We start from the raw sequence: 22,291 nt of genomic DNA on the forward strand, positions 1-22,291 counted from the left end.
TGATGGCCGGGGCGGATGAGGGGTCACCGCCCCGGCCATCACTGGTCTTACCTGGTCACCGCTGTCAGCTTGGCGACCGCCATGCTCAGTTGGCCGCTGAGGAGCGCGTGGTCGGCGTCGGAGACGAGCTTCGACGCCGGCTCGGTCAGGTTCTGGCCGATGTGGTTCTGCGCGATCCAGCGGGCCACGCCGACGACCGCGTCGTCCTCGGCGAAGGTGTCCGCCTTCGTCCGCTCCAGGAACGCGACGGACCGGGCCGCCGCGGCCAGCGCGATAGTTGCCTGCGGCCCCGACCAGTCACGGATCCCGAGCGCGACGCTCGCCGTCGCCGCGGCGGCCACGGCGTACGGATCGTGCGTGCGCAGCAGGCTGTCGCGCGCCTCGGTCAACGCCTGCCGGGCCGCAGCTTGCGTGGTCAGGCCCCAGCCGAACGGGTATTGCGGGTCGTAGGACGCGTCGCCGACGTTCAGCGGCTGCTGGTCCTCGGTGCGCGGCCAGCTGACCGGCAGCCGGCCGCTGAACGGCACCTTGCCGAACAACACGTCCGCGACACCGGCACCTTCGGTCCCGGGCAGCCAGGACGCGACCAGTGCGTTGATCCGGCCGAGCTGGTCGGCGATGACCTGCGGCCGGCCGGACACGATCAGTACGACACACTTCATCGCGCCGCAGACCTTGTCGACCGCCGCCTTGTCGGCGGCCGAGAGCAGCAGGTCGTGGCCGTTGCCGACGTCGCCGATCCCTTCGGCGTACGGGCGTTCGCCGACCACGACGACGCCGACGTCGTGGCCATCGAGCGGCGCCGACGCGTCCGCGCTGAAGGTCGCGTCCGGGACCACCTGCTTGATCCCGTCGAGGATCGTCGTCCCGGTGGTCGTCGCGCCCGATCCGCCCTGCCAGCTGATGCTCCAGCCGCCCATCTGGTTGCCGAGGTCGTTCGCGTTGCTGCCGGCGACGTACAGCTTCTGGCCCGCCTTCAACGGCAGCAGGTCGCCGTCGTTCTTCAGCAGCACCTGGGACTTCGCCGCGGCTTCGCGCCCGACCGCGCGGTGGGCGGCCGAGCCGACCGAGACGGCGTTGGTCGTGTCGGCGTACGGGTGCTCGAACAGGCCGAGCTTGAACTTCTCGGTCAGGATCCGGCGGACCGCGTCGTCGATCCGCGGCATCGGGATCCGGCCGGCGTCGATCTCGGCGGTCAGGCCCTGGGTGAAGCCCTGGTAGTTCGTCGGCACCATGATCATGTCCAGACCGGCGTTGATCGACGTCCGGATGTCGCTCGCGTAGTCGCCGGGGAGCTGGTCGATCGCCTGCCAGTCGCTGATCACGAACCCGTCGAAGCCCATCCGCTGCTTCAGTACGCCGTTGATCAGCTCGCCGTTGCCGTGCATCTTGACGGGTGCGGCGCCGTCGACCGACAGGCTCGAGTACGACGGCATCACGGTGCCGACGCCGAGGCCCACGGCAGTCCGGAACGGTGCGAGGTGGATCGTCTCCAGCTGCTGCCGGGTGACCTGGGTGATGCCCTGGTCGATCTTGTACGAGCCCGTCGTCGAGCTGCCGTACGTCGTACCGCCGTCGCCGACGAAGTGCTTCGCGGTGGCGAGCACGTGGTTGTTGCGGGCGAGCTGGCTGCCGTCGGCCTTGCCCTGCAGGCCGGTGACGACGGTCGCCATCGACCGCACCAGGGCCGGGTCCTCGCCGTACCCCTCGTAGGCGCGGCCCCAGCGGTCGTCACGGACCACGCACACGCACGGCGCGAAGTCCCACGGGATGCCGGTGGCGCGGACCTCGGTCGCGGTGACCTCACCGGTCCGCCGGGCCAGGTCCGGGTCGCGGGTGGCGCCGATCGCGATGTTGTGCGGGAGGATCGTCGCCCCGACCACGTTGTTGTGCCCGTGCACGGCGTCGACGCCGTAGATCAACGGGATCTGCAGGCGGGTGGCCTGCGCGTTCCGCTGGAAGGTGTCGATCATCGCGGCCCAGGCGGCCGGCGTGTTCGGCGTCGGCACCGAGCCGCCGCCGGACAGCAGCGAGCCGAGCGCGTAGGACGCAATGTCGGAACGGGACCGGAGCGCGTTCCGCTCGGCCTGGGTCATCTGGCCGACCTTTTCCGCGACCGTCATCCGGGCGAGCAGGTCGTCGACGCGCTTGCGGATCGGGAGTTTCCGGTCCAGGTACGGCAGGTCGTGGGCGTCGATCACCACGACGGGCTGGGTCTGCGGGGCCTTGGCGCCGGTCACCGTGAGCTCGAGCGGAACGGTTTCCGCAACTTCCGCGGAACCGTCTTTCCGGGTCGTCACGGAAACGTTCTGCGATGTTCCGGAAACTGTTCCGGCCGGGAACGTGAGCGTTCCGGACACCGGCGTGTAGTCGTCGGCGCCGGCGGTCCCGGCTCCGGTCCGGTAGTCGACGGTGACCGGCTCCTCGAGCGGCGTGCCGCCGGTGGTGGCGACCGTGACCTTCACCTGCGCGGTCCCACCCTCCTTCACCGGGTACACGTCGGCGTCGGTGACGATGCTGTTCTTCAGCGCCGGGTCGGCCTTGCCGTAGACCTCGACCTGGTCGATCGCGAACTCACCCGGCGAGCCGGCCGGCATCGTGAACGCGTAGCCCCACATCCGGTTCAGGTTCAGCACGTGGTCGATCCCGCCGACGGGCTGGTAGTCGCCGCGGTACACGAGCTCGCTGAACGGGATCTCGACCTGGTGCCAGCCCTGCCAGTCGTCGGTGAAGCTGGTGTTCCACAGCTCCGACGCCTCGGCGTTCGCGCCGCCGTCCTTGATCTCGAAGTAGATCCGCTTCCCTGAGCCGGGCGGCAGCGGGGCGGTGTTCTGCCCGTACCACCAGAAACGGATCCCCTTGTACGGCGACCAGTCGCCCGGGTTCACGTCGTACGTCACGTCGTGGCTGAACCCGCCCCAGCCGCTGATGTCGTAGGTCCCGTGCAGGACCTTCTCGCCGGCCGGCGCGTCCGCGCGGGCCTGCAACTCCAGCGTCGGCGGGTCGTCCGCGTCGCTGCCCCAGGTGAAGATCCCCGCGTTCGGCGGCGACGCGAACGGCTCCCCGCCCTCGAACGCCGCCAGCGTCACCGGAGCCGGATCATCGGCCACCGCCTCCAGCGGCAACATCCCCGCCACCAATGCCGCCGCCACAACCACAGCACCCCGCCGCCACCCACGCATGGCCGCTCCCTCCCGGAACCCGGACCCGACGCCCACGTCCGGCCCCGACTCTCAAACACCCACCCTCCGCGGTCAAGAGCTCACCGGTTCCGGAACTAGAGCGCTCTCACAGCAGGGTTGGGCGCATGTGGGGGCGCGATCGCGGGTCGAGGTCGGAGCGGACCAGCTCGGGAGCGGGGACGGTGGTGGCGCCGAACGGGGTGGTGCGGTGGGACTTGGTCCAGGTGATCAGGTCTTCGGGGTGGGCGATGTCGTCGGTGAAGTGCAGGAGGTTGAGGTACCAGATGTCGCGGCGCTCGGGCTCGAACCAGGTGTCGGGGCCCAGTTCGTCCGTGAGGTGGTCGCTGAAGGCGTCGGCGGCGGGGTCAACGGGCTCGGCGCAGGCCATGACCGTGCCGGGTGTGAGGGTCAGGCCGGCGACGCGGAAGCCGATCGGCCACGAACTGCGGGCTGTCGCGCGGCGGACGGCGGAGCGGTAGCGGGTGACGGCCGGATCGTCGGGCGGGATCACCTCGCGGCGTGGTTCCAGGGCCCGCACGGTCAGGTGGGCCGATCCGAGCTGCCCGGTCTGCCAGTGGCCAGGACCTGCGAGCTCGGCCGCCTCGCGGGTCAGTGCGTCGAGGGTGTGGGCGAGCTCGCAGCCCGGTGCGGGGCGGAGGACGACGCTGACCGGCCAGCGGCCGCCGTCGCGCGGGACCTCGTCGCGCTGGTGTGTCCCGGCACTGATCAGCGGGGCGGCGAGGGCGAACAGATGGTCGAACTTCGTGGTGTCGATGATCCTGCCTCCTTCGACCGGGTACGACGCGAGGTCTGGACAGGTGGTTCGTCGGTGGGTGACTGTTGTGCCCGGCGTCGAGTGGGGGAGGAATCGATGAAGCTCCGTTATGTCCTGAGCAGCGTGGTACTGATCGTCCCGATGGCGGTGGTCGCGATCGCGACACCAGCTTCCGCAGGGCCGTCCCAGAACCCCGGTGCGTCGGCGAAGGTCCCGTCGTTGCTACGGGACGCCGCCAAGGCCGCCGCGGCGAAGCAGACCGGCGTGAAGGCCCGCGCGCTGAGCGCCGACGGCGGCGAGCGCCTCGGCGTACAGGTCTATGCCGCTCAGCCGGTCACCGCGCAGCAGCGGGCCGACCTGACCTCCCTGGGCGTATCGGTGCTGAAGAACTCGGCGGACTTCAAGGACGTCCCGGGCGTCGACATGCCCAGCACCGGGCTGGTCGCCGCGGAGGTGCCGTACGACAAGCTCGACGCCGTCGCCGCGCTCGGCTGGGTGACCGCGCTGCGGCCGTCGCTGCGGCCGGCCGTCGACGTCGGGCCGATCACCGCCGAGGGCGTCACGCTGCACAAGGCCGACCTCGCCCAGGCGCGCGGCCTGACCGGACGCGGGCAGAAGGTCGGCGCGATCTCCGGCGACGTCGACCACATCGCCGACTCGATCGCGCAGGGCGAGCTGCCGGCCGACGTCCAGGTGCTGCAGCAGGCGGCGTCGTACGAGGACGACGAGGGCACCGCGATGCTCGAGATCATCCACGACCTGGCGCCGGGCGCGAAGCTCGCCTACGCCAGCACGCAGGACACCACCGCGCAGTACGTCGAGGCGTTCCACACGCTGGCCGCCGCCGGCGTCACGATGATCGCCGAGGACATCGCGCTCGACGACGAGCCCGCGTTCCAGCAGGGCATCGGCGCGGCGACGGCGGAGAGCCTCGCCCGGCACGGCATCTGGGTCAGCTCGTCGGCCGGCAACCTCGGCAACCGGCACGCGCCGCGGGTGCAGGCGATCGGTACCGGCAGCGGGCCGGACGGCGCCACCGGCCCCTTCACCGGATGCCCGAACGCACCCGACAACGTCGTCCAGCTGCGCGGCGCCGACACGACGTACAACCTGAACCTGCTGCCCGGTGCGGCCGTCATGCCGACGCTGCAGTGGAGCGAGCCACGGGCCGTCTACCCGACCGCGGGGCAGGGCGGCTTCACCGACCTGAACCTGTACCTGATGGACGCCGCCGGTACGACGTGTCTCGCGTCCAGCACCGGCGTCCAGGCGAACGGGGTCGGTGACACCATCGAGCAGTTCATCTACGAGAACACGACCGGTGTGGCGCAGCCCGTCAAGCTGGTCGTCGACGTCCAGGGCACGTCGTCCGCCGTCCGGCCGCCGGTCCTCGACCTGCGTTGGCGGGCACTCTCGGCCGGCGTCCAGACGATCGACCCGCCGGAGCGCGCCGGTTCGATGAACCCGGACTCGAACTACCTGGGCTTCGCCACCAGCGCCGGCGCCGTCAACGCCAGCGTGTCGGTCGACCCGGCCACCACCCCGGTCGAGGCGTACAGCGCGGCGGGCCCGACGCAGATCCTGACCACGACGCGGTGCCCGGGCGGTAAGCCCGGTCCGTGCCGCGGCGTCGCGGGCCCGGGGGCCAGGACGTTCCCGGCGCCGTACTGGGTGGCGTCGGACGGCGTCTCCGTCAGCGGCGCGGGCGGCTTCGGTTCCGGCACCTGCCCGACCACCGTGCAGGGCGCCTGCCGCTTCTTCGGTACGTCGGCGAGCGCGCCCACCGCGGCGGGCGTCGCGGCCCTGACCAGGCAGGAGTTCGGCGGCAAGCTCTCCCCGGTGGCCTTGAACGTGATCCTCGCGGCCAGGGCGAAGCACCGCAGCGGCGCCGAGTTCGGCGCGGGGGTGCTGAGCGCGCGCTGAATTCAGAAGCTGTAGTGGTCCGATTGAGAACGAATTCAGTACTCGTAGTCATGGACCGATGCCGCCATCCCCGGAAAGGATGGCGGCATGACTACACGTTTCGGGGTCTTCGTACCGCAGGGCTGGAAGATGGACCTGGCCGGGATCGCCGACCCGATCGAGCAGTGGGAGGCGATGACGGCCGTCGCCCAGCGTGCCGACGAGCAGTCCTGGGACTCGATCTGGCTGTTCGACCACTTCCACACGGTGCCGGAGCCGAGTGACAACACCACCTTCGAGTGCTGGAGCGCGACCGCGGCGCTGGCCCGCGACACCAAGCGGGTGAACATCGGCCAGATGGTCGGCTGCAACGGGTACCGCAACCCCTCGCTCTACGCGAAGATCGCGTCCACCGTCGACGTCGCCAGCCACGGCCGCCTGTACGCCGGGATCGGCGCGGGCTGGTACGAGCACGAGTGGAAGGCCTACGGCTACGAGTGGACCGACATCCCGCAGCGGATGGCCGCGTTCCGCGAGGCGACCGAGATCATCTACAAGATGTGGACCGAGGACAAGCCGGTCTACAACGGCAAGTACTACTCGATCGATGCCCCGATCAACGAGCCGAAGGGTGTCCGCAAGCCGCACCCGAGCTTCTGGATCGGCGGCGGCGGCCCGAAGGTGACGCTGAAGCTGGTCGCGCAGTACGCCGACGCCGCGAACATCGGCGGCGGCAACCCGGAGACCTTCAAGGAGAAGGCCGACATCCTCCGCGGGCACTGCCAGAAGGTCGGCCGCGACTACGACGAGATCATCAAGTCGACGAACTTCAACGTGTTCCCGATCGACAAGGGTGACGACCCGCAGAAGGCGACCGAGAAGGCGCTCGGCCCGATGAACCGGGAGAAGTTCGACCGGGACAACTTCATCGCCACCGAGGACGAGATCGCCGACAAGGTCGAGGCGGTCCTCGAGGCCGGCGCCGACTACGTGATCTTCTACGTCCCCGGCGTCGCCTACGACCTGGACCTGCTGGAGCGGGTCGAGCAGGTCGCGAAGCGGTTCGCCTGACCGGAACCGGTCATGGCGGATGTAGGTCAGGGGTAACGGTGGACCGGGGCTGAAGGCAACTGCCAAGGTCACTTCTTGACGGCCTCGCGTGGGTCGGGGCGTCGGGAGGTTTCCCCCTGTGATGTCTCGAATGTCCCGGTCCGCGGCCGGCCTGCTCGCCGCGGTGGTCGCCGGTTCCCTGCTGCTGACGACCACCACGGCGAATGCCGCTCCACCAGCCGGTCCACCCACCGGGTCCGCACCGGGCGCCCAGGCGACGCCCGGTGCGGGCAGCCAGCGGATCACCCTGGTCACCGGCGACGTCGCCGAGCTCACCAAGAGCTCGAACGGCCAGGTCTCGGCCCGCCTGCTCGGCGACGAGCCGTACTACTTCGGCACCTTCGACGGGGAACTGACCCTGGTCCCGGCCGACGCATACCCGCTGCTCACCGCGGGCCGGCTCGACAAGCGCCTGTTCAACCTGACCGAGCTGGCGGCGCAGGGGTACGACGACGCCAGCAGCGACGAGTTGCCGCTGCTGATCACGGGCTCCGCGACGATGCGCGGTACGGCGGCCACGCTCCGCCGTACGCTGCCCAGCGTCGGGAGCAGCGCGGTCACCGTACGGAAGGCCGACGCGAAGACGTTCTGGGACGGCATCAGCGGGCCAACGACGTTCAAGAGCAGCCAGGTGACCAAGATCTGGCTCGACGGCCGCACCCACGCCACCCTCGACCGGTCCACGCAGCAGATCGGCGCCCCCACCGCCTGGAAGCAGGGGTACGACGGCCGCGGCGTGAAGGTCGCGGTCCTCGACACCGGGTATGACGCCGGCCACCCAGACCTCGCCAAGCAGGTCGTCGCGTCGGAGAGCTTCGTCCCCGACGAGGCCGTCCAGGACCTGCACGGCCACGGCACCCACACCGCCTCGATCGTCGCCGGCCTCGGTACGGCGTCCGCCGGCGTCCGCAAGGGTGTCGCGCCGGGCGCGGAGCTGCTGATCGGCAAGGTGCTCGACAACAGCGGCGGCGGGTACGATTCCGAGGCGATCGCCGGGATGGAGTGGGCCGTCCAGCAGGGCGCGAAGGTCGTCAGCATGAGCCTCGGCGGCTGGCCGTCGGACGGCACCGACCCGATGAGCGAGGCCGTCGACCGGCTGTCGAAGTCGAGCGGGGCGCTGTTCGTGATCGCGGCCGGCAACTCCGGCGCCGAGGAAACCGTCGGTTCGCCGGGGACGGCGTCGGAGGCGCTGACCGTCGGCGCGGTCGATCGCGACGACAGCCTGGCGAGCTTCTCCAGCCGCGGCCCGCGGCTCGGTGACGGCGCACTCAAGCCCGAGGTGACCGCTCCGGGCGTGGAGATCGCGGCCGCCCGTGCCGCCGGCACCGAGCAGGGCCACGTCCTCGGCCAGTACTACACGGCGATGAGCGGTACGTCGATGGCGACGCCGCACGTCGCCGGCGCCGCGGCGATCCTCGCGCAGCGGCACCCGGACTGGACCGGCCCGCAGCTGAAGGCCGCGCTGGCCTCGACGGCCGTCCCGTCCGCGGGCGCCCGCACCGACCAGCAAGGCCTCGGCCGCGTCGACATCCCGAACGCCCTCGACCCCAAGGTCCTGCCTGACACCGCCAACCTGTTCTTCGGTGACCTGTCCTGGACCGGGACGACCGCTCCCGCGCCGGTCACCCGAAAGGTCGCCTACCGCAACAACTCGAGCCGCCCGGTCACCCTGACCCTGTCGGTCGAGGCACAGTCTCCGGCGGGGGTGGAGGCCGGGCTGACGGCGAGCCCAGCCCGGTTGACCATCCCCGCCGGTGGTACGGCGTCCGCGACCGTCACGCTCGACCTGGCGAAGACCCAGCCGGCCAAGTACGCCGGCGCCCTGACGGCCCGCGTCGGCTCCACGGCGTACCGGACCGGCCTCGGCTTCGCGGCCGGCGGACGGCTGAACCAGGTGACCGTGAAGGCCATCGGCCGCGACGGGCAGCCCGCCACCACCAAGGCCGGCGCGAGCGGCGTCCAGCTGTGGAACCAGGACACCGGCGACGTCAGCGCGATCGCGTTCGACGAGACCGGCAGCCGCACCCTCGACGTGCCGACCGGGCGGTACAGCGTGATGGCCTACGCGGTCGGCGGCGACGAGGCGGACTGGGCGAACTCGATCACGCTGCTCGGCGATCCGGACGAGTGGATCGACCGGGACCGGACGTTCACCTTCGACGCCCGGACCGCGCACAAGGTCACGATCAGGACGCCGCGACCGGCCGACGCGCAGAGCATCGGGATCGCCTGGCACCGCAAGGTCGGTGACCGCGACGCCGTCTCCGGCTGGGCGTACAACGGGACGGTCGCCGACGGTGTCTACGTGCAGGACTTCGGAAAGGTTGCCAACGGCACCTTCCAGGTCGTGCAGCGCTGGGACCTCGCGCAACCGAAGCTGACCGTCGACGTGAACGGCGTCCGGCTGTCCACGTTCCGCGAGGGATCGCAGCGGACCGTGTACGTCGGGAACGCGAAACTCCCGCTCTACAACGGCGGCGACGGCACCCCGGCCGAGCTGACCGGCGCCAAGGACGCCGCCGTGCTGATCCGGTGGGGCGGCTTCAGCGCGACGACGGCGCAGGTCAAGGCCGCGAAGGACGCCGGCGCCAAGGTGGTGTTCCTCTACAACGAAGCCCCCGGCTTCTGGTCGACCGCCAGCGATCAGGGCGTTCCGCTCTACCTGTTGCGCTCCGACCAGGGCAACCAGCTGCTCGGCGAGCTGGCGAAGGGCCCGCAGTCCGTGCAGCTGAACGGCCTGCTCGACAGCACCTACCGGTACGACGTCGCGATCGCGCCGTCGGTCGTGAAGGGCGCGCTGACGTACGACGTCGCGAAGCTGCGTCCGGCCGTCGTGACGACCGACTTCCGGCGCAACGACGCGTTCTGGCTGCACCGGGACCAGCGGATCGCCCACCTGCCGGGGATCGCGACCGGCCTGAGCGCGTCGCGGCTGATCGCCGGTGCGGTGCAGCGGACCGACTACCTCGTGACGGATCAGAAGGGCGTCACCTGGGACGAGGCCACCTCCGCGGGTGAGTGGAACGAGAGCGGCTTCGAGTCGACGATCACGCGGACCTACCGGCCGGGCGAGCAGGTCGCGCGCGGCTGGTGGGAGTCGTTGACGCGGCCCGCCGTACCGGGGCTGTCGGACGCGCCGGGTGACGAGGCGCAGGGCTGGCCGCCGGCGCGGTTCGAGAACGCGTTGCGGATCGCGATCCCGCAGTACGTGAGCGGCGACCGGACCGTGTTCGGCTGGGGCGACCGCGGCGACGTGACGAGCATGAAGCTGAGCAGCAACGGCGTCGAACTCGGCAGCAAGAACTGGTCGGTCGCGCAGTTCACGGTCCCGGCCAAGGCCGCCTGGTACGACCTGACGCTGGACCAGAAGCGTGGGCCGAACAGCTGGGCGAAGACGTCCACGTCGACGCACACCCGGTGGCACTTCGTGTCGGCGCCGTCGAAGAGCCGCGCGGTCCTGCCGCTCGTCCAGGTCGACTACCGGCACACCAACGGGTGGCTCGAGCTCACGCCGCGCTACCAGCCCGGTGTGCGCGGCCTGGGGGTCTTCCGGACCACGGCCGAGATCTCGTACGACGGGAAGACCTGGACGAAGCTGGCGCTGCGCGGGATCGGCACCGTGCGGGCCCAGGTCCCGGCCGGCGCCTACCCGAGTCTCCGGGTGACCGCGACGGACCTGATCGGCAACAGCATCACCCAGACGATCGACCGCGCCTGGGTGAGCTGAACGTTCAAAAAAGGCGACGCCACGAAGCGGGGGGATTGCTCCGTGGCGTCGCCAGGGGCGCGCCTAGGGAGGGGTGGGGCAGGCGCGCCGGTCCAGTGTGGTTCAGCTGCCGAGAATGCCTCCGCCCAGGATGCCCAGCAGTCCAAGGGCGGACAGGAGACCGCGGATGACCTGGTCGACAGCCTTCGCGCCGCCGGTCTGGTAGGCGGTCACGCACTTCTGCAGCTGCTCCTGGGTCGGCTTGGTGATCGTCACCTTCGCCATCTCGGTCTGGCAGTACGTCGTGGCCTTCTGCAGCTCCTGCAGCGTGCTGCCCACCGTGCCGACGATCACGCCGACGGCCGTGGTGAGGCTGGTGAGCCCCGGCTTCGTGGTCGTCGTGGTCGGAACGGTCGGCTTGACCGTGGTCGGCTTCGAGGGGGACGGCTTCGACGTCGTCGGCGTCGCGGTCGGCCGGCTGCTCGGCGTCGCGGTCGGCTCGGAGGTCGGGCGGACCGTCTCGCGGGTGCCACCGCGCTCGTCGGTCAGCGTCGGGGTCGGGGTGGCCGTCGGCGTCGGGATGTCGATCGCCTCGGGCAGGTCCTTGTCGGACGGCGCGTCGATCTTCTCGTCGCCGATCTGGTCGCCGGCCTCGTCCACGTCGTCGCCCGCGGTGCCGTTGCCGACCGCGATCCAGCTGCCGCCCGCGTACGCCTTCGCGATGCTGATCACCAGGTCGACGTACTGCTGGGAGTGGTTGTAGCGCAGGATCGCCGCGTTCAGGTCGCTCGCGTCGGCCAGGTCGGTCTTGCCGGAGCACAGGTACACCCCGGTCGACATCGCCGCGTCGTCGATGTCCTGCGGGTTCCGTACGCCGTCGCCGTCGCCGTCCACGCCCATCGCCCGCCAGGTGCCGGGGATGAACTGCATCGGGCCGACCGCGCGGTCGAACGCGCCGTCACCGTCGAACGAGCCCGCGTCGGAGTCGGAGATCCGGGCGGTGCCGGACGAACCGTCCAGCCGCGGGCCGTAGATGCCCGGGACCGCGACGCCCTGGGAGTTCAGCGCGTTGCCGCCGAAGCGGCCGTGGTTGGACTCGACCCGGCCGATCGCGGCCACCAGCGTCCACGGCAGGTGGCACGACGGGTCCGCCTGGGCCAGCACCTGCTGGGCCCGCGAGTACGCCTTCAGCGCGGCGTTCGGGATGCCGTTGCGGGACAGGCCCGAGACCACCTGGGTCGGTTGCTCGCCGGGGTCGACGCCGTGGCCGACCACACCCGGCACCGGCACGTTGGCCGGCTCCGAGATCGGCTGCTTCGGCACGACGACCGGGTTGCCCCCGGACAGACCGTTCTCCAGCGACGCGGTCGCGATCGCCGGGTCGTCCGTGGCGCTGACGGTGAACGCGCTCGCGAACAGCGCCAGCGGGATCAGCGGCGCCACCTGACGCCACCCGCTACCCGTGGCGCGGCGCTTGCCCTTCGCCATCGATTGGTCCCCTCCGTGACTCATCGACCGGCCCGGCCCCACGCTGCGGACAGTCTTTGTGTCTTACCGGTTGCCGTCGTAATAGGTCTAACGTCCGCCCCGTTGCGTGGGTTACGCGTCGGACGCAGACCGTGTACGTGCGGTCACCGGGTACCCATACTGGCGCGTAACAAAGCGCCTGTGAACCCCCGGGGAACGATCGGTACCAGGAATTGGCCCTGCCCTGCCCGCCTGGCCGCTCGCCCGGTCGGGGAGAATGGCCCGGTGAGTGACCTTGGGCCCGACCACACAGAACAGTCCGCCGCGCTCTTCGACAGGGCCTCCGCCGTGACACCCGGCGGGGTCAACTCTCCCGTCCGCGCGTTCCGCGCCGTCGGCGGCGTGCCGCGTTTCATGGCGTCCGGTGACGGATGTCACATGACCGACGTCGACGGCAACCGCTACCTCGACCTGGTCTCCTCCTGGGGACCGCTGCTGCTCGGCCACGCGCATCCCGAGGTGATCGCCGCCGTCCAGGCCGCCGTCGGCCGCGGCACGTCGTACGGGACGCCGACCGAGACCGAGGTCCTGCTCGGTGAGGAGATCGTCGCGCGGACGCCGGTCGACAAGGTCCGGCTGGTGTCGTCCGGGACCGAGGCGACGATGTCCGCGCTCCGGCTGGCCCGCGGGTTCACCGGGCGCGCCAAGATCGTGAAGTTCGCCGGCTGCTACCACGGACATGTCGACGCGCTGCTGGCCCAGGCCGGTTCCGGCGTCCTGACGCTGGGCATCCCCGGGACGCCGGGCGTCACCGAGGCGACCACGGCCGACACCATCGTGCTGCCGTACAACGACCAGGCGGCCGTCAGTGCAGCGTTTTCCGAGTACGGCGACCAGATCGCCGCGGTGATCACCGAGGCGTCGCCGGGCAACATGGGCGTCGTTCCGCCGCGCGACAACTTCAACGCCTTCCTCGCGCGGATCTGCCAGGAAAACGGTGCGCTCTTCATTTCCGACGAGGTCATGACCGGCTTCCGGATCACCCGCTCGGGCTGGTACGGCGTCGACGGCGTGCGGCCGGACCTGATGACGTTCGGAAAGGTGATGGGCGGCGGTTTCCCGGCCGCTGCATTCGGCGGGCGGGCCGACGTGATGGCGCACCTCGCGCCGGAGGGTTCGGTCTATCAGGCCGGCACGCTGTCCGGGAACCCGATCGCCACCACCGCCGGCCTGACCACGCTGCGGCTGGCCACCGACGAGGTGTACGCCAAGCTCGACGAGACCTCGCTGACCATCCAGCGCCTGGTGTCGACCGCGCTGGACAAGGAAGGTGTGCCGCACGTCATCTCGGCGGCCGGGAACCTCTTCAGCGTCTTCTTCGTGGAGTCCTCGGAGGGACCTGCCGAGATCCGGGACTTCGCCGGGGCCAACGCCCAGGTGCTGCCCCGGTTCACGGCGTTCTTCCATGCCATGCTGGACGCCGGTGTCTACCTGCCACCGAGCGCGTTCGAGGCCTGGTTCGTCAGCGCGGCGATCGACGACGACGCGCTGGCGGAGCTCGAGTCCGCCTTGGCGCCGGCAGCCCGCGCGGCAGCCGCCGTACAGAACTGAAGGGACAGCGGTGACCGAAACGACGGTCGTGCACCTGATGCGTCACGGCGAGGTGCACAACCCGACCGGCGTGCTCTACGGCCGGATCCCCGACTTCCACCTGTCCGAGCTCGGCCGGGCGATGGCCGACCGGGTGGCCGAGCACGTCAAGGGCCGCGACATCGTGCACCTGGTCAGCTCGCCGCTGGAGCGGGCCCAGGAGACGATGCGGCCGATCGCCGAGGTGTTCGGGATCACGCCGGACATCGACGAGCGGGTGATCGAGGCGGCGAACCTGTTCGAGGGCAAGAAGTTCGGCGTCGGTGACGGCGCGCTGCGCCGGCCGAGCGCCTGGTGGCTGCTGCGGAACCCGTGGAAGCCGTCCTGGGGCGAGCCGTACAACCAGCTCGTCCGGCGGATGCGGGACGCGATCGAGACCGCCCGGCAGAAGGCTGCCGGCCACGAGGCGCTGATCGTGTCCCACCAGCTGCCGATCTGGATCGTCCGGTCCGCGATCGAGGGCCGCCGGATGCTGCACGACCCGCGCAAGCGGCAGTGCAGCCTGGCCAGCCTGACCTCGTTCACGTTCCACGGCGAGGAGATCGTCTCGGTCGGCTACTCCGAGCCCGCCAAGGACCTGCTGCCGGTGAAGAACCCGAAGAAGTTCGTCGGAGGAGCCTGATGCGTCGCGTCGTGGTGCTGATCGCCGGCCTGATGCTGGCTGTGACAGCCTGCTCCTCGGGCCAGCAGGCGTCGCAGAACCGTCAGGGCCAGGCCGGGTTCGTCAGCGGCAACGGCAACGTGTCGGTCTTCGCCGCCGCGGACCGCCAACCCGCACCGGCGCTCACCGGCCAGACGCTGGACGGCAAGACCTGGACGTTGGCGGACCAGGTCGGCAAGGTCGTCGTGCTGAACGTGTGGGGCTCGTGGTGCCCGCCTTGCCGCAAGGAAGCCCCCGACCTGGTCGCAGCTTCCAAGGAGCTGGGACCGTCGGTGCAGTTCATCGGGCTGAACACTCGCGACCTGGACAAGGCTCAGGCGAAGAAGTTCGTCCAGGAGTTCGGCGTACCGTTCCCGAGCATCTACGACCCGAACGCCAAGGCGTTGCTGCGCTTCCGCGGGCAGATCTCGCCGGCGGCGATCCCGACCACCTTGGTCATCGACAAGAGCGGCAAGGTCGCGGGCCGCGTCGTGGGTGAGGTCACCAAGCAGACGCTGCTCGGAATGGTGAAGGACGCCGGTTGAGCTGATGGGACAGTGGTTCGCCGACTCGATGACGGGTTCGATGCTGGTCGCGCTGCCGATCGCGGTGCTGGCCGGTGCGATCTCGTTCTTCTCGCCGTGTGTCGTTCCGCTGCTGCCCGGCTACCTCTCGTACGTCACCGGCCTGTCCGCGGCCGAGCTCGGCTCGGACAAGCGCGGCCGGATGCTCGCCGGGACGGCGCTGTTCGTGGCCGGCTTCTCCGCCGTGTTCATCCTCACCGGCGTGGTGTTCGGGACCGCGGGTGACCTGCTGATCGATCACCAGACGACGATCACGAAGGTGCTCGGCGCGCTGACCGTCGTCCTGGGGCTGGTCTTCCTCGGCGGGTTCGGGTTCCTGCAGAAGGATCTGCGGGTGCACCGGGTGCCGGCGGTCGGGATCGCCGCGGCGCCGCTGCTCGGCGTACTGTTCGGCTTCGGGTGGACGCCGTGCATCGGGCCGACGCTCGGGACGGTGATGACGCTGGCCACGACCGAGGGCAGCACCGGGCGTGGCGCGGCGCTCGCGCTGGTGTTCAGCCTCGGGCTGGGGATCCCGTTCATCGTGGCGGCGCTGGCGTTCCGGCGGATGCTGGCCGCGGTCGCCTGGGTCCGCAAGCACCAGCTGCTGGTGATCCGGATCGGCGGTGTACTGATGATCGCGGTGGGACTGCTGCTGCTGACGGGAGTGTGGGATGCGATGACCGCGGACCTGCGGCAGTGGGTCGCCAACTTCGGATCGGCGGTTTGACATGACCGAAGTGGAGCAAGGGGTGAAGGACCGCATCGCGGCCGCGTCCGGTCCCGACGACCCCGGCACCCCGCCCGCGCTCGGCCTGGTCGGCTGGCTGCGCTGGATGTGGCGGCAGCTGACGTCGATGAAGACCGCGCTGGTGCTGCTGTTCCTGCTGGCGCTCGGCGCGGTGCCGGGATCGCTGATCCCGCAGACGCCGATCGACCCGATCAAGGTGTCGGACTTCCTCACCGCGCACCCGAAGCTCGGCCCGCTGTACGACAAGCTCGGGCTGTTCGACGTCTACAAGTCGGCGTGGTTCTCGGCGATCTACCTGCTGCTGTTCATCTCGCTGATCGGTTGCGTCGTCCCGCGGCTGTCGGTGTACCTGAAGGGCTTGCGGGCCCGGCCGCCGAAGCCGCCGCGGAACCTGAACCGCCTGCCCGGGTACGAGCGCTTCGAGGTCTCCGAGGCCGGCGACGTCCTCGAGGTCGCGACCCGCGAGCTCCGGAAACGCCGGTTCCGTGTCGAGGCGTACGACGGCGCGGTCGGCGCGGAACGCGGATACCTGCGCGAGGCCGGCAACCTGCTCTTCCACTTCTCGCTGATCCTGGCGCTGGTCGGGGTCGCCTGGGGATCGCTGTTCGGCTACCGCGGCACCGTGCTGGTTGTTGTGGGCAACGGTTTCTCCAACTCCGTCGCGCAGTACGACGACTTCACGCCGGGCCGCGCGTTCAGCGGCGACGACGACCTGCCGCCGTTCTCGCTGACCGTCAAGGACTTCGAGGCGAAGTTCCAGGAGGACGGCCCGCAAAAGGGTGCGGCGCGCGAGTTCAAGGCCCAGCTCACGTACCAGGAGACACCGGACGCGCCCGAGAAGCCGTACCTGCTCCAGGTGAACCACCCGCTCCGGGTGGACGGCAGCGACGTCTTCCTGCTGGGTCACGGGTACGCGCCGCGCGTCACGGTCCGCGACGGGCAGGGCAATGTGGCGTTCTCCGGTCCGGCGCCGTTCCTGCCGCAGGACGCCAACTTCTCGTCGTTCGGCGTGATCAAGGCACCGGACGCGCGACCGGCGACCCTCGGGTTCGAGGGCTACTTCCTGCCCACGGCCGTCATCGGCCAGCAGGGGCCGGTGTCGGTGTTCCCCGACGACCTGAACCCGGCGCTGGTGATGACCGGGTACTACGGGCGGCCGCAGCCGGAGACCGGGAAACCGGAGTCGGTGTACCAACTGGACAAGACGAAGCTGACGCAGTTCACCCAGAACGGTGACAAGTGGCGGTTCCAGCTCGCGCCCGGGCAGAGCGTCCAGCTCCCCGACAAGGCCGGGTCGATCACGTTCGACGGCTACAGCCGCTGGGTCAAGCTGCAGATCAGCGACACGCCCGGCAGGAACCTGGCGCTGGGCGGCATCCTGCTGGCGATCCTCGGCCTGATGGGCTCGCTGTTCGTGCACCCCCGCCGGACCTGGGTCCGGGTCCGCGACGAGGACGGGCGTACCGTTGTCGAGGTCGCCGGTCTCGACCGGGGACTGGAGCGTGGACTCGGTGACGAGATCGGCGCGATCGTGAAGAGCCTGAAGAAGCAGGAGCAGGTATGAACCCGTCCACTTTGGCATCGCTGTCGAATCTGCTGATCCCGACCGCGACGATCATCTACGGGCTCGCGATGCTCGCGCACACGGTGGAATGGGCGAGCGGCCTGCGGGTGGTGAAGAAGGACGCCGAGGCGAAGGTGCTGGTCGCCGCCGACGGCGGAGAGGTTCCGGATGCCCCGGCGGACGCCGCCGGGGACGAGGAAGAGTCGTCGCTGCGGGGTGAGCAGGCCGGCCGGATCGGGATCCTGCTGACGGTGCTCGCGTTCGCGTTGCACGCGGGCGGCGTGCTGACCCGCGGTCTGGCCGCCGGGCGGGTGCCGTGGGGCAACATGTACGAGTTCTCCATCACGGCGTCGCTGGCGGTGGGCATCGTGTATCTCGCCCTGCTCAAGCGCCAGCGGCTGCAGTGGCTCGGCCTCGGGGTCACCTTCGTCATCACCGCTGCCCTGGGCATCGCGGTACTGGCCTTCTACGTCCCGGCCGGCGATCTGCTGCCGGCGCTGCACTCGTACTGGCTGGTGATCCACGTGTCCGCCGCCGCGATCGCCGGTGGCGGGTTCACGCTGGGTGGGCTGGCCTCCGTGCTGTTCCTGATCAAGTCGCGGGCCGAGGCCCGGGCGGTGGACGGCAAGCCGATGCCGGCCGCGCTGCGCCGGGTCCCGTCGTCGGAGTCGATCGACGCGGTCGCCTACAAGGTGCACGCCTTCTCGTTCCCGATCTGGACCTTCGGCGTCCTCGTCGCCGGGCCGATCTGGGCGTACTACGCCTGGGGTCGCGCCTGGGGCTGGGATCCGAAGGAGGTCTGGTCGCTGGTGACCTGGGTGGTCTACGCGGCGTACCTGCATGCCCGCGCGACGGCCGGCTGGCGCGGACGCCGGGCTGCCTGGGTGGCGATCGCCGGGTGGTTCGTCTTCCTCTTCAACTTCGTCGGCGTCAACCTGCTGCTGTCCGGCTTCCACGCCTACTCCGGTCTCTGAGCCGGGGCTACCAGCAGATCACACCCGTCTGAAAGCGCCCGACGACGCTCCCGCTGGCATCGTCGTACTGCACCATCACTCCACGCCCACACACGAGCGGGGGAGCCGGCCGCTTGGTCCCGGGGAACGGGTACTTCCAGGCGTAGTACTTGGTCTGCCCGGCAGCCTGCCTGAACTTCCCCAGGTCGTGACGAGTACCGGTCAGGACGGTGCCCTGCTTGTTCACGAACTCCCAGGCGAAGCGCAGCGTGACAGGATTCCCGCGCTCCTTGTGGTAGCGGATGTTCACCTGCGCGACAGCCGTGGTCGAGTAACTGCACAGCCCGGTCTCGAGCCGTCCGGAGGTCAGGCGGTTGCTCGCCCTGTTCTGATAGGTGCCGTACTGGCACTCGGTGATCCAGTCGGAGGCCGACGGCGTCAGCAGTGTGCCGACCAGGGCGAGTGTTGCCGAGACGCCCAGCATCAGAAGGTCTTGTAGGAGGGGTCGGTGCCCTTCTGGAAGTGGACCCCGCTGCCGCTGTAGCTGACGCTGAGGAAGCCCCACCCCGCCGAGGCGCTGAAGCCGGACTGGCCCTGGTTGTGCTCGTAGGTGTACTGCGCTCCGTGGCCGTGCTTGGAGCAGCCCCTGGGCCGGGTGAGGATCACGTCGGTCACGCCGTGGTCGGTGACCATCTTGTGGCCGGAGGTCGCGTCCTTCACGGCGCTGATCGGCGCGTTGGTGCCCAGGCCGCCGTGGTACAGGTACGCCGCATTCGGAGTCTGCTCGTTGGTGTAGTCGTAGGTGCGGGTGATCGTCTGCTTGATCCGGGTGCAGCCGAGCGACAGTTGCACGCTCGACAGGTCCTCGGGCCGCACGCCACCGACGAATCCGTCCCGGAAGTCCCAGATCCCGCGGGCGACGGTGCCGACCCAGACGAAACCGACGCTGAGGTTGTCCGCCGGGTTCTTGCCGGCCTTCCGCGCCGCCCAGCGCCGGTCGAGGATCAGTTGCGCCTCCGTGCCGGTCACCGGCTGGGCGATGCCGTTCAGTTGCACCTCGATACCTGCTCCGGTGTGTTGCCTGGAGACCCGGTCGAGACCGGCGAGGTCAAGTGGGTGAGCCACCGCGTACTCGTACACCGGGTCACCTGCCGGGACTGCTGCGGCCGGAACCGGAACCACTGCCAGCGCGAGAGCGCCGACGACGACGGCAAGACGCATCATGCCCACCCCGTTCACGATTTGTAGTCCTCCGATCTCGGATTGTAATCGAGGTGGGGGTCGTCGAGACGGGGTCACCGGGTGTGTGATGCTGTGAGGCGAGGAAAGGGATCGCCGTGAAGGAATTCGCCATCTACACCGGCCTGCGGGCCGCCTTGTTCGCCGTCTGCTTCGCGGTGCTGTGGTTCGCGCTGAACAACTGGCTGAACGTCTTCCCGCTGCTCCTGCTGGCGCTGATCGTCTCGTCGATCCTGTCGATCTTCGTCCTCCGCGCGGCCCGTGACCGCCTGGCCGGCAAGATCGAGACCCGCGCCACCAAGATCTCCACCCGCCTCGAGCAGGCCCGCACCGCCGAGGACGACGACTAGCAGGCAGTCCCCGCCTGCCCACGCCGTACCAGTGCTCCACTGGTACGGAGAGTGATCTATGCCACTGGTGAATTTCCGGGAAAATCGTTTGTGCATTCCTTCACATGAGTCGTAACGTGGTGGATGAAACGAAACCGTTTCGTTCTATCGGTGTTCTTGTAGCTACTCAGGGTGATGACAGTGGATGTGGTGCGCCAGCGGCCGCGGGTCGAAGGCGGTCGGGAGGAAGAGATCCTCGACGCGACCGTCGCGGTGGTGGCCGAGCTCGGCTACGACCGGCTGACCATGGACGCGGTGGCGACGGCGGCGAAGGCCAGCAAGGCCACGCTGTACCGGCGCTGGTCCACCAAGGCGGAGCTGGTCGTGGACGCGATCAGCCGGGCGAAGGGCTGCCCGATGCCGGAGGACGTCGACACCGGCAGCCTCCGCGGCGACCTGGTCTCGATGGCGTGCGGCGACGGCGGTTTCACCGATGAGATGCCGATGTCGGTGGTGGCCGGCCTGCTCACCGCGCTGCACCGCGACGCCGACCTGCAGAAGGCCTTCCGGGAGCGCTTCCTGGCGCCCCGCAACGAGCTGACCAACAAGGTGTACGAGCGTGCCGTCCAGCGCGGCGAGATCGCGCCGGACGTCGACGTCGCCCTGCTGTCGGTGACGCTGCCCGCGGTGATCATCCACCACGCCTACATCCTCGGCGTCGAGCCGACCGACGACCTGATCCTCCGAGTGATCGACAACGTGATCCTGCCTGCGGCGCGGGGGTCGCAGGTGAGCTGACCGGTGAGGGGCCGGTCCGCGATTCAACCAGGCAAGTCTGCCCAAGAGGGGAAACACTCATGTCCGAAGAAGTCATCAACGCCGATCCGCCGGACGGCCGGCCGGTCGACGCTGTGGCGGCGACCGGAGCCAATGCGCACGGCCATCGCAACCTCGGCATCGCGCTCGCGCTGATCTGCATGGCGCAGCTGATGGTGGTGCTGGACGGCACCATCGTGAACATCGCGCTGCCGCACATCAAGAACGAGCTGGGCTTCAGCGACGCGTCGCTGCCGTGGGTGGTCAACGCCTACGCGCTGGCGTTCGGCGGTCTGCTGCTGCTCGGCGGCCGGATCGGTGACATCGTCGGGCGCCGCAAGGTGTTCGTGTTCGGCGTCGTCCTGTTCGGCCTGGCGTCGTTCGTCGGCGGTATCGCCCAGAGCGAGGGCGTGCTGCTGGCCAGCCGGATCCTGCAGGGCGTCGCGGCCGCGGCCGCCTCGCCGAACGCGCTGGCCCTGATCACCACCACGTTCCCGGCCGGCAAGGAGCGCAACCGCGCGATGGCCGTGTACGCCGCGATGTCCGGGGCCGGCGCCGCGATCGGCCTGATCCTCGGCGGCGCGCTGACCGAGGCCGACTGGCGCTGGACGTTCTTCATCAACACCCCGATCGGCCTGCTGGTGGCCGTCGCCGCGTTCCGGTTCCTGGGTGAGTCGGAGCGGCAGACCGGGAAGTTCGACATCCCGGGTGCGATCACCGGCACGCTCGGTCTGACCTCGCTGGTCTACGGTCTGACGCACGCCGCCACCGAGGGTTGGAGCGACACCTGGACGCTCGTCTTCATCTTCGCCGGCCTGGCGCTGATCGGGACGTTCCTCGGGATCGAGGCGCGCTCGAAGCACGCGCTGATGCCGTTCCGGATCCTCGCGAACCGGACCCGCGGCGTGAGCTTCTTCGTGATGCTGATCGTCGGCGCGGCGATGTTCTCGATGTTCTACTTCCTGGGCATCTTCGTGCAGTCGATCATGGGCTACAGCGCGATCAAGACCGGCCTGTCGTTCCTGCCGTTCAGCTTCGGCATCGTGGTCGCCGCGCAGGTGGCCTCGGCGCTGGTGGCGCGGGTCGACCCGCGCTGGATCTCCGGCGCCGGCGGCGTGTTCGTCGCGGCCGGCATGTTCGGGTTCAGCCGGCTGCAGATCGACTCGTCGTACCTGACCGACCTGCTGCCGTACATCCTGGTGCTCTCGTTCGGGATGGGCCTGATCTTCGTCCCGCTCACGCTGACCGCGGTCAGCGGCGTCGCGAACGAGGACTCCGGCGTCGGTTCCGCCGTACTGAACACGGTGCAGCAGATCGGTGGTGCGGTCGGCCTGGCGCTGCTGGGCACGATCTCCACCAGCGCGATCAAGGACAAGTTCGCCGAGCTGGCCCCGGGCCTGCAGAAGGCGGCCGAGTCCGGGCAGTCGCCGGAGCAGATCAAGCAGCTGCAGGGCCAGTTCACGGCGCTCGCCACGACGCACGGCTTCACCCGGGCGTTCATCTGGTCGGCGTTCCTGGCGCTGGGCGCGGCCGTGATCACGCTCGTCGGCCTGTCGATCAAGCACAAGGACCTGGCCACCGACGGCCAGACCGCGGTCCACGTGGGCTGACCGCCTTCAGTGCTCGAAGGGCCTGCTTCCCGGG

General features: G+C 69.9%; 17 protein-coding genes. 12 read left to right on the forward strand and 5 right to left on the reverse strand.

Translation table 11 applies throughout. The features are described from left to right. Positions 1-47: 47 nt before the first annotated feature. Positions 48-3,182, reverse strand: a complete 3,135-nt coding sequence (locus tag ABZW60_RS29075) for a glycoside hydrolase family 3 N-terminal domain-containing protein (protein ID WP_355482131.1) — start codon at positions 3,180-3,182, stop codon at positions 48-50. Positions 3,183-3,288: 106 nt separating this feature from the next. Beyond that, a complete protein-coding gene (locus ABZW60_RS29080; RefSeq protein WP_355482133.1) occupies positions 3,289-3,720 on the reverse strand; it encodes a hypothetical protein in 432 nt (143 codons plus the stop codon). A gap of 333 nt (positions 3,721-4,053) precedes the next feature. Here ABZW60_RS29080 and ABZW60_RS29085 point away from each other — a divergent pair, with 333 nt between their 5' ends. From ABZW60_RS29085 to ABZW60_RS29095, 3 genes are all read left to right on the forward strand, one after another. Further along, positions 4,054-5,880 (forward strand): S8 family serine peptidase, encoded by a 1,827-nt coding sequence (locus tag ABZW60_RS29085; protein ID WP_355482135.1) that lies wholly within the window; start codon positions 4,054-4,056, stop codon positions 5,878-5,880. 87 nt (positions 5,881-5,967) lie between these two features. Continuing rightward, positions 5,968-6,930, forward strand: a complete 963-nt coding sequence (locus ABZW60_RS29090; RefSeq protein WP_355482137.1) for an LLM class F420-dependent oxidoreductase — start codon at positions 5,968-5,970, stop codon at positions 6,928-6,930. A 130-nt stretch (positions 6,931-7,060) separates the two neighbouring features. After that, entirely contained in the window at positions 7,061-10,696 is a 3,636-nt protein-coding gene (locus ABZW60_RS29095) for a S8 family serine peptidase (RefSeq protein ID WP_355482139.1), read from the forward strand. Positions 10,697-10,798: 102 nt separating this feature from the next. On the opposite strand, the gene ABZW60_RS29100 is transcribed toward ABZW60_RS29095, so the two are convergent. Continuing rightward, positions 10,799-12,163: a lytic murein transglycosylase gene (locus ABZW60_RS29100; RefSeq protein WP_355482141.1), complete on the reverse strand. Its 1,365-nt coding sequence runs from the start codon at positions 12,161-12,163 to the stop codon at positions 10,799-10,801. Positions 12,164-12,427: 264 nt separating this feature from the next. Between ABZW60_RS29100 and hemL the strand changes: the two genes are divergently transcribed. The 6 genes from hemL to ccsB are packed head-to-tail and all read left to right on the forward strand — an operon-like array spanning position 12,428 to position 18,284. Continuing rightward, positions 12,428-13,753, forward strand: a complete 1,326-nt coding sequence (gene hemL / locus ABZW60_RS29105; protein WP_355482143.1) for a glutamate-1-semialdehyde 2,1-aminomutase — start codon at positions 12,428-12,430, stop codon at positions 13,751-13,753. 37 nt (positions 13,754-13,790) lie between these two features. Then, positions 13,791-14,414, forward strand: a complete 624-nt coding sequence (locus ABZW60_RS29110; protein ID WP_355482995.1) for a histidine phosphatase family protein — start codon at positions 13,791-13,793, stop codon at positions 14,412-14,414. Then, positions 14,414-14,977 (forward strand): TlpA disulfide reductase family protein, encoded by a 564-nt coding sequence (locus ABZW60_RS29115; protein WP_355482144.1) that lies wholly within the window; start codon positions 14,414-14,416, stop codon positions 14,975-14,977. The genes ABZW60_RS29110 and ABZW60_RS29115 overlap by 1 nt, the downstream gene beginning before the upstream one ends. Positions 14,978-14,981: 4 nt before the next feature. Further along, complete coding sequence (locus tag ABZW60_RS29120) at positions 14,982-15,725, forward strand: cytochrome c biogenesis protein CcdA (protein WP_355482146.1); 744 nt, start codon at positions 14,982-14,984, stop codon at positions 15,723-15,725. 1 nt (position 15,726) lies between these two features. Further along, positions 15,727-17,310: a cytochrome c biogenesis protein ResB gene (locus ABZW60_RS29125; RefSeq protein ID WP_355482148.1), complete on the forward strand. Its 1,584-nt coding sequence runs from the start codon at positions 15,727-15,729 to the stop codon at positions 17,308-17,310. Next, on the forward strand, positions 17,307-18,284 hold the full coding sequence (gene ccsB / locus ABZW60_RS29130) for a c-type cytochrome biogenesis protein CcsB (RefSeq protein WP_355482150.1): 978 nt from the start codon (positions 17,307-17,309) through the stop codon (positions 18,282-18,284). Before ABZW60_RS29125 ends, ccsB begins: the two co-directional genes overlap by 4 nt. Positions 18,285-18,291: 7 nt before the next feature. On the opposite strand, the gene ABZW60_RS29135 is transcribed toward ccsB, so the two are convergent. Together ABZW60_RS29135 and ABZW60_RS29140 are read right to left on the reverse strand one after the other, a co-directional pair. Next, on the reverse strand, positions 18,292-18,747 hold the full coding sequence (locus tag ABZW60_RS29135; RefSeq protein ID WP_355482152.1) for a hypothetical protein: 456 nt from the start codon (positions 18,745-18,747) through the stop codon (positions 18,292-18,294). Further along, entirely contained in the window at positions 18,747-19,487 is a 741-nt protein-coding gene (locus ABZW60_RS29140; RefSeq protein ID WP_355482154.1) for a hypothetical protein, read from the reverse strand. The genes ABZW60_RS29135 and ABZW60_RS29140 overlap by 1 nt, the downstream gene beginning before the upstream one ends. A gap of 113 nt (positions 19,488-19,600) precedes the next feature. Here ABZW60_RS29140 and ABZW60_RS29145 point away from each other — a divergent pair, with 113 nt between their 5' ends. The 3 genes from ABZW60_RS29145 to ABZW60_RS29155 all read left to right on the forward strand — a co-directional run bounded on the left by ABZW60_RS29145 (position 19,601) and on the right by ABZW60_RS29155 (position 22,257). Beyond that, positions 19,601-19,852, forward strand: a complete 252-nt coding sequence (locus ABZW60_RS29145; protein WP_355482155.1) for a DUF4229 domain-containing protein — start codon at positions 19,601-19,603, stop codon at positions 19,850-19,852. Positions 19,853-20,032: 180 nt separating this feature from the next. Next, positions 20,033-20,629: a TetR-like C-terminal domain-containing protein gene (locus ABZW60_RS29150; protein WP_355482157.1), complete on the forward strand. Its 597-nt coding sequence runs from the start codon at positions 20,033-20,035 to the stop codon at positions 20,627-20,629. 59 nt (positions 20,630-20,688) lie between these two features. Continuing rightward, positions 20,689-22,257, forward strand: coding sequence for an MFS transporter (locus ABZW60_RS29155; protein WP_355482159.1), 1,569 nt, complete (start codon positions 20,689-20,691; stop codon positions 22,255-22,257). The last annotated feature ends 34 nt before the right edge of the window (positions 22,258-22,291 follow it).

The organism is Kribbella sp. NPDC003557, from assembly GCF_040610805.1.
In the GTDB taxonomy this organism is placed as follows: Bacteria; Actinomycetota; Actinomycetes; order Propionibacteriales; family Kribbellaceae; genus Kribbella.

Coding starts and splice junctions, on each gene's coding strand:
- ABZW60_RS29095 (WP_355482139.1), top strand. CDS start 7,061: ATGTCCCGGTCCGCGGCCGGCCTGCTCGCCGCGGTGGTCGCCGGTTCC.
- ABZW60_RS29075 (WP_355482131.1), bottom strand. CDS start 3,182: ATGCGTGGGTGGCGGCGGGGTGCTGTGGTTGTGGCGGCGGCATTGGTG.
- ABZW60_RS29090 (WP_355482137.1), top strand. CDS start 5,968: ATGACTACACGTTTCGGGGTCTTCGTACCGCAGGGCTGGAAGATGGAC.
- ABZW60_RS29135 (WP_355482152.1), bottom strand. CDS start 18,747: ATGCTGGGCGTCTCGGCAACACTCGCCCTGGTCGGCACACTGCTGACG.
- ABZW60_RS29125 (WP_355482148.1), top strand. CDS start 15,727: ATGACCGAAGTGGAGCAAGGGGTGAAGGACCGCATCGCGGCCGCGTCC.
- ABZW60_RS29115 (WP_355482144.1), top strand. CDS start 14,414: ATGCGTCGCGTCGTGGTGCTGATCGCCGGCCTGATGCTGGCTGTGACA.
- ccsB (WP_355482150.1), top strand. CDS start 17,307: ATGAACCCGTCCACTTTGGCATCGCTGTCGAATCTGCTGATCCCGACC.
- ABZW60_RS29110 (WP_355482995.1), top strand. CDS start 13,791: ATGCGTCACGGCGAGGTGCACAACCCGACCGGCGTGCTCTACGGCCGG.
- ABZW60_RS29155 (WP_355482159.1), top strand. CDS start 20,689: ATGTCCGAAGAAGTCATCAACGCCGATCCGCCGGACGGCCGGCCGGTC.
- ABZW60_RS29140 (WP_355482154.1), bottom strand. CDS start 19,487: ATGATGCGTCTTGCCGTCGTCGTCGGCGCTCTCGCGCTGGCAGTGGTT.
- ABZW60_RS29100 (WP_355482141.1), bottom strand. CDS start 12,163: ATGGCGAAGGGCAAGCGCCGCGCCACGGGTAGCGGGTGGCGTCAGGTG.
- ABZW60_RS29085 (WP_355482135.1), top strand. CDS start 4,054: ATGAAGCTCCGTTATGTCCTGAGCAGCGTGGTACTGATCGTCCCGATG.
- ABZW60_RS29120 (WP_355482146.1), top strand. CDS start 14,982: ATGGGACAGTGGTTCGCCGACTCGATGACGGGTTCGATGCTGGTCGCG.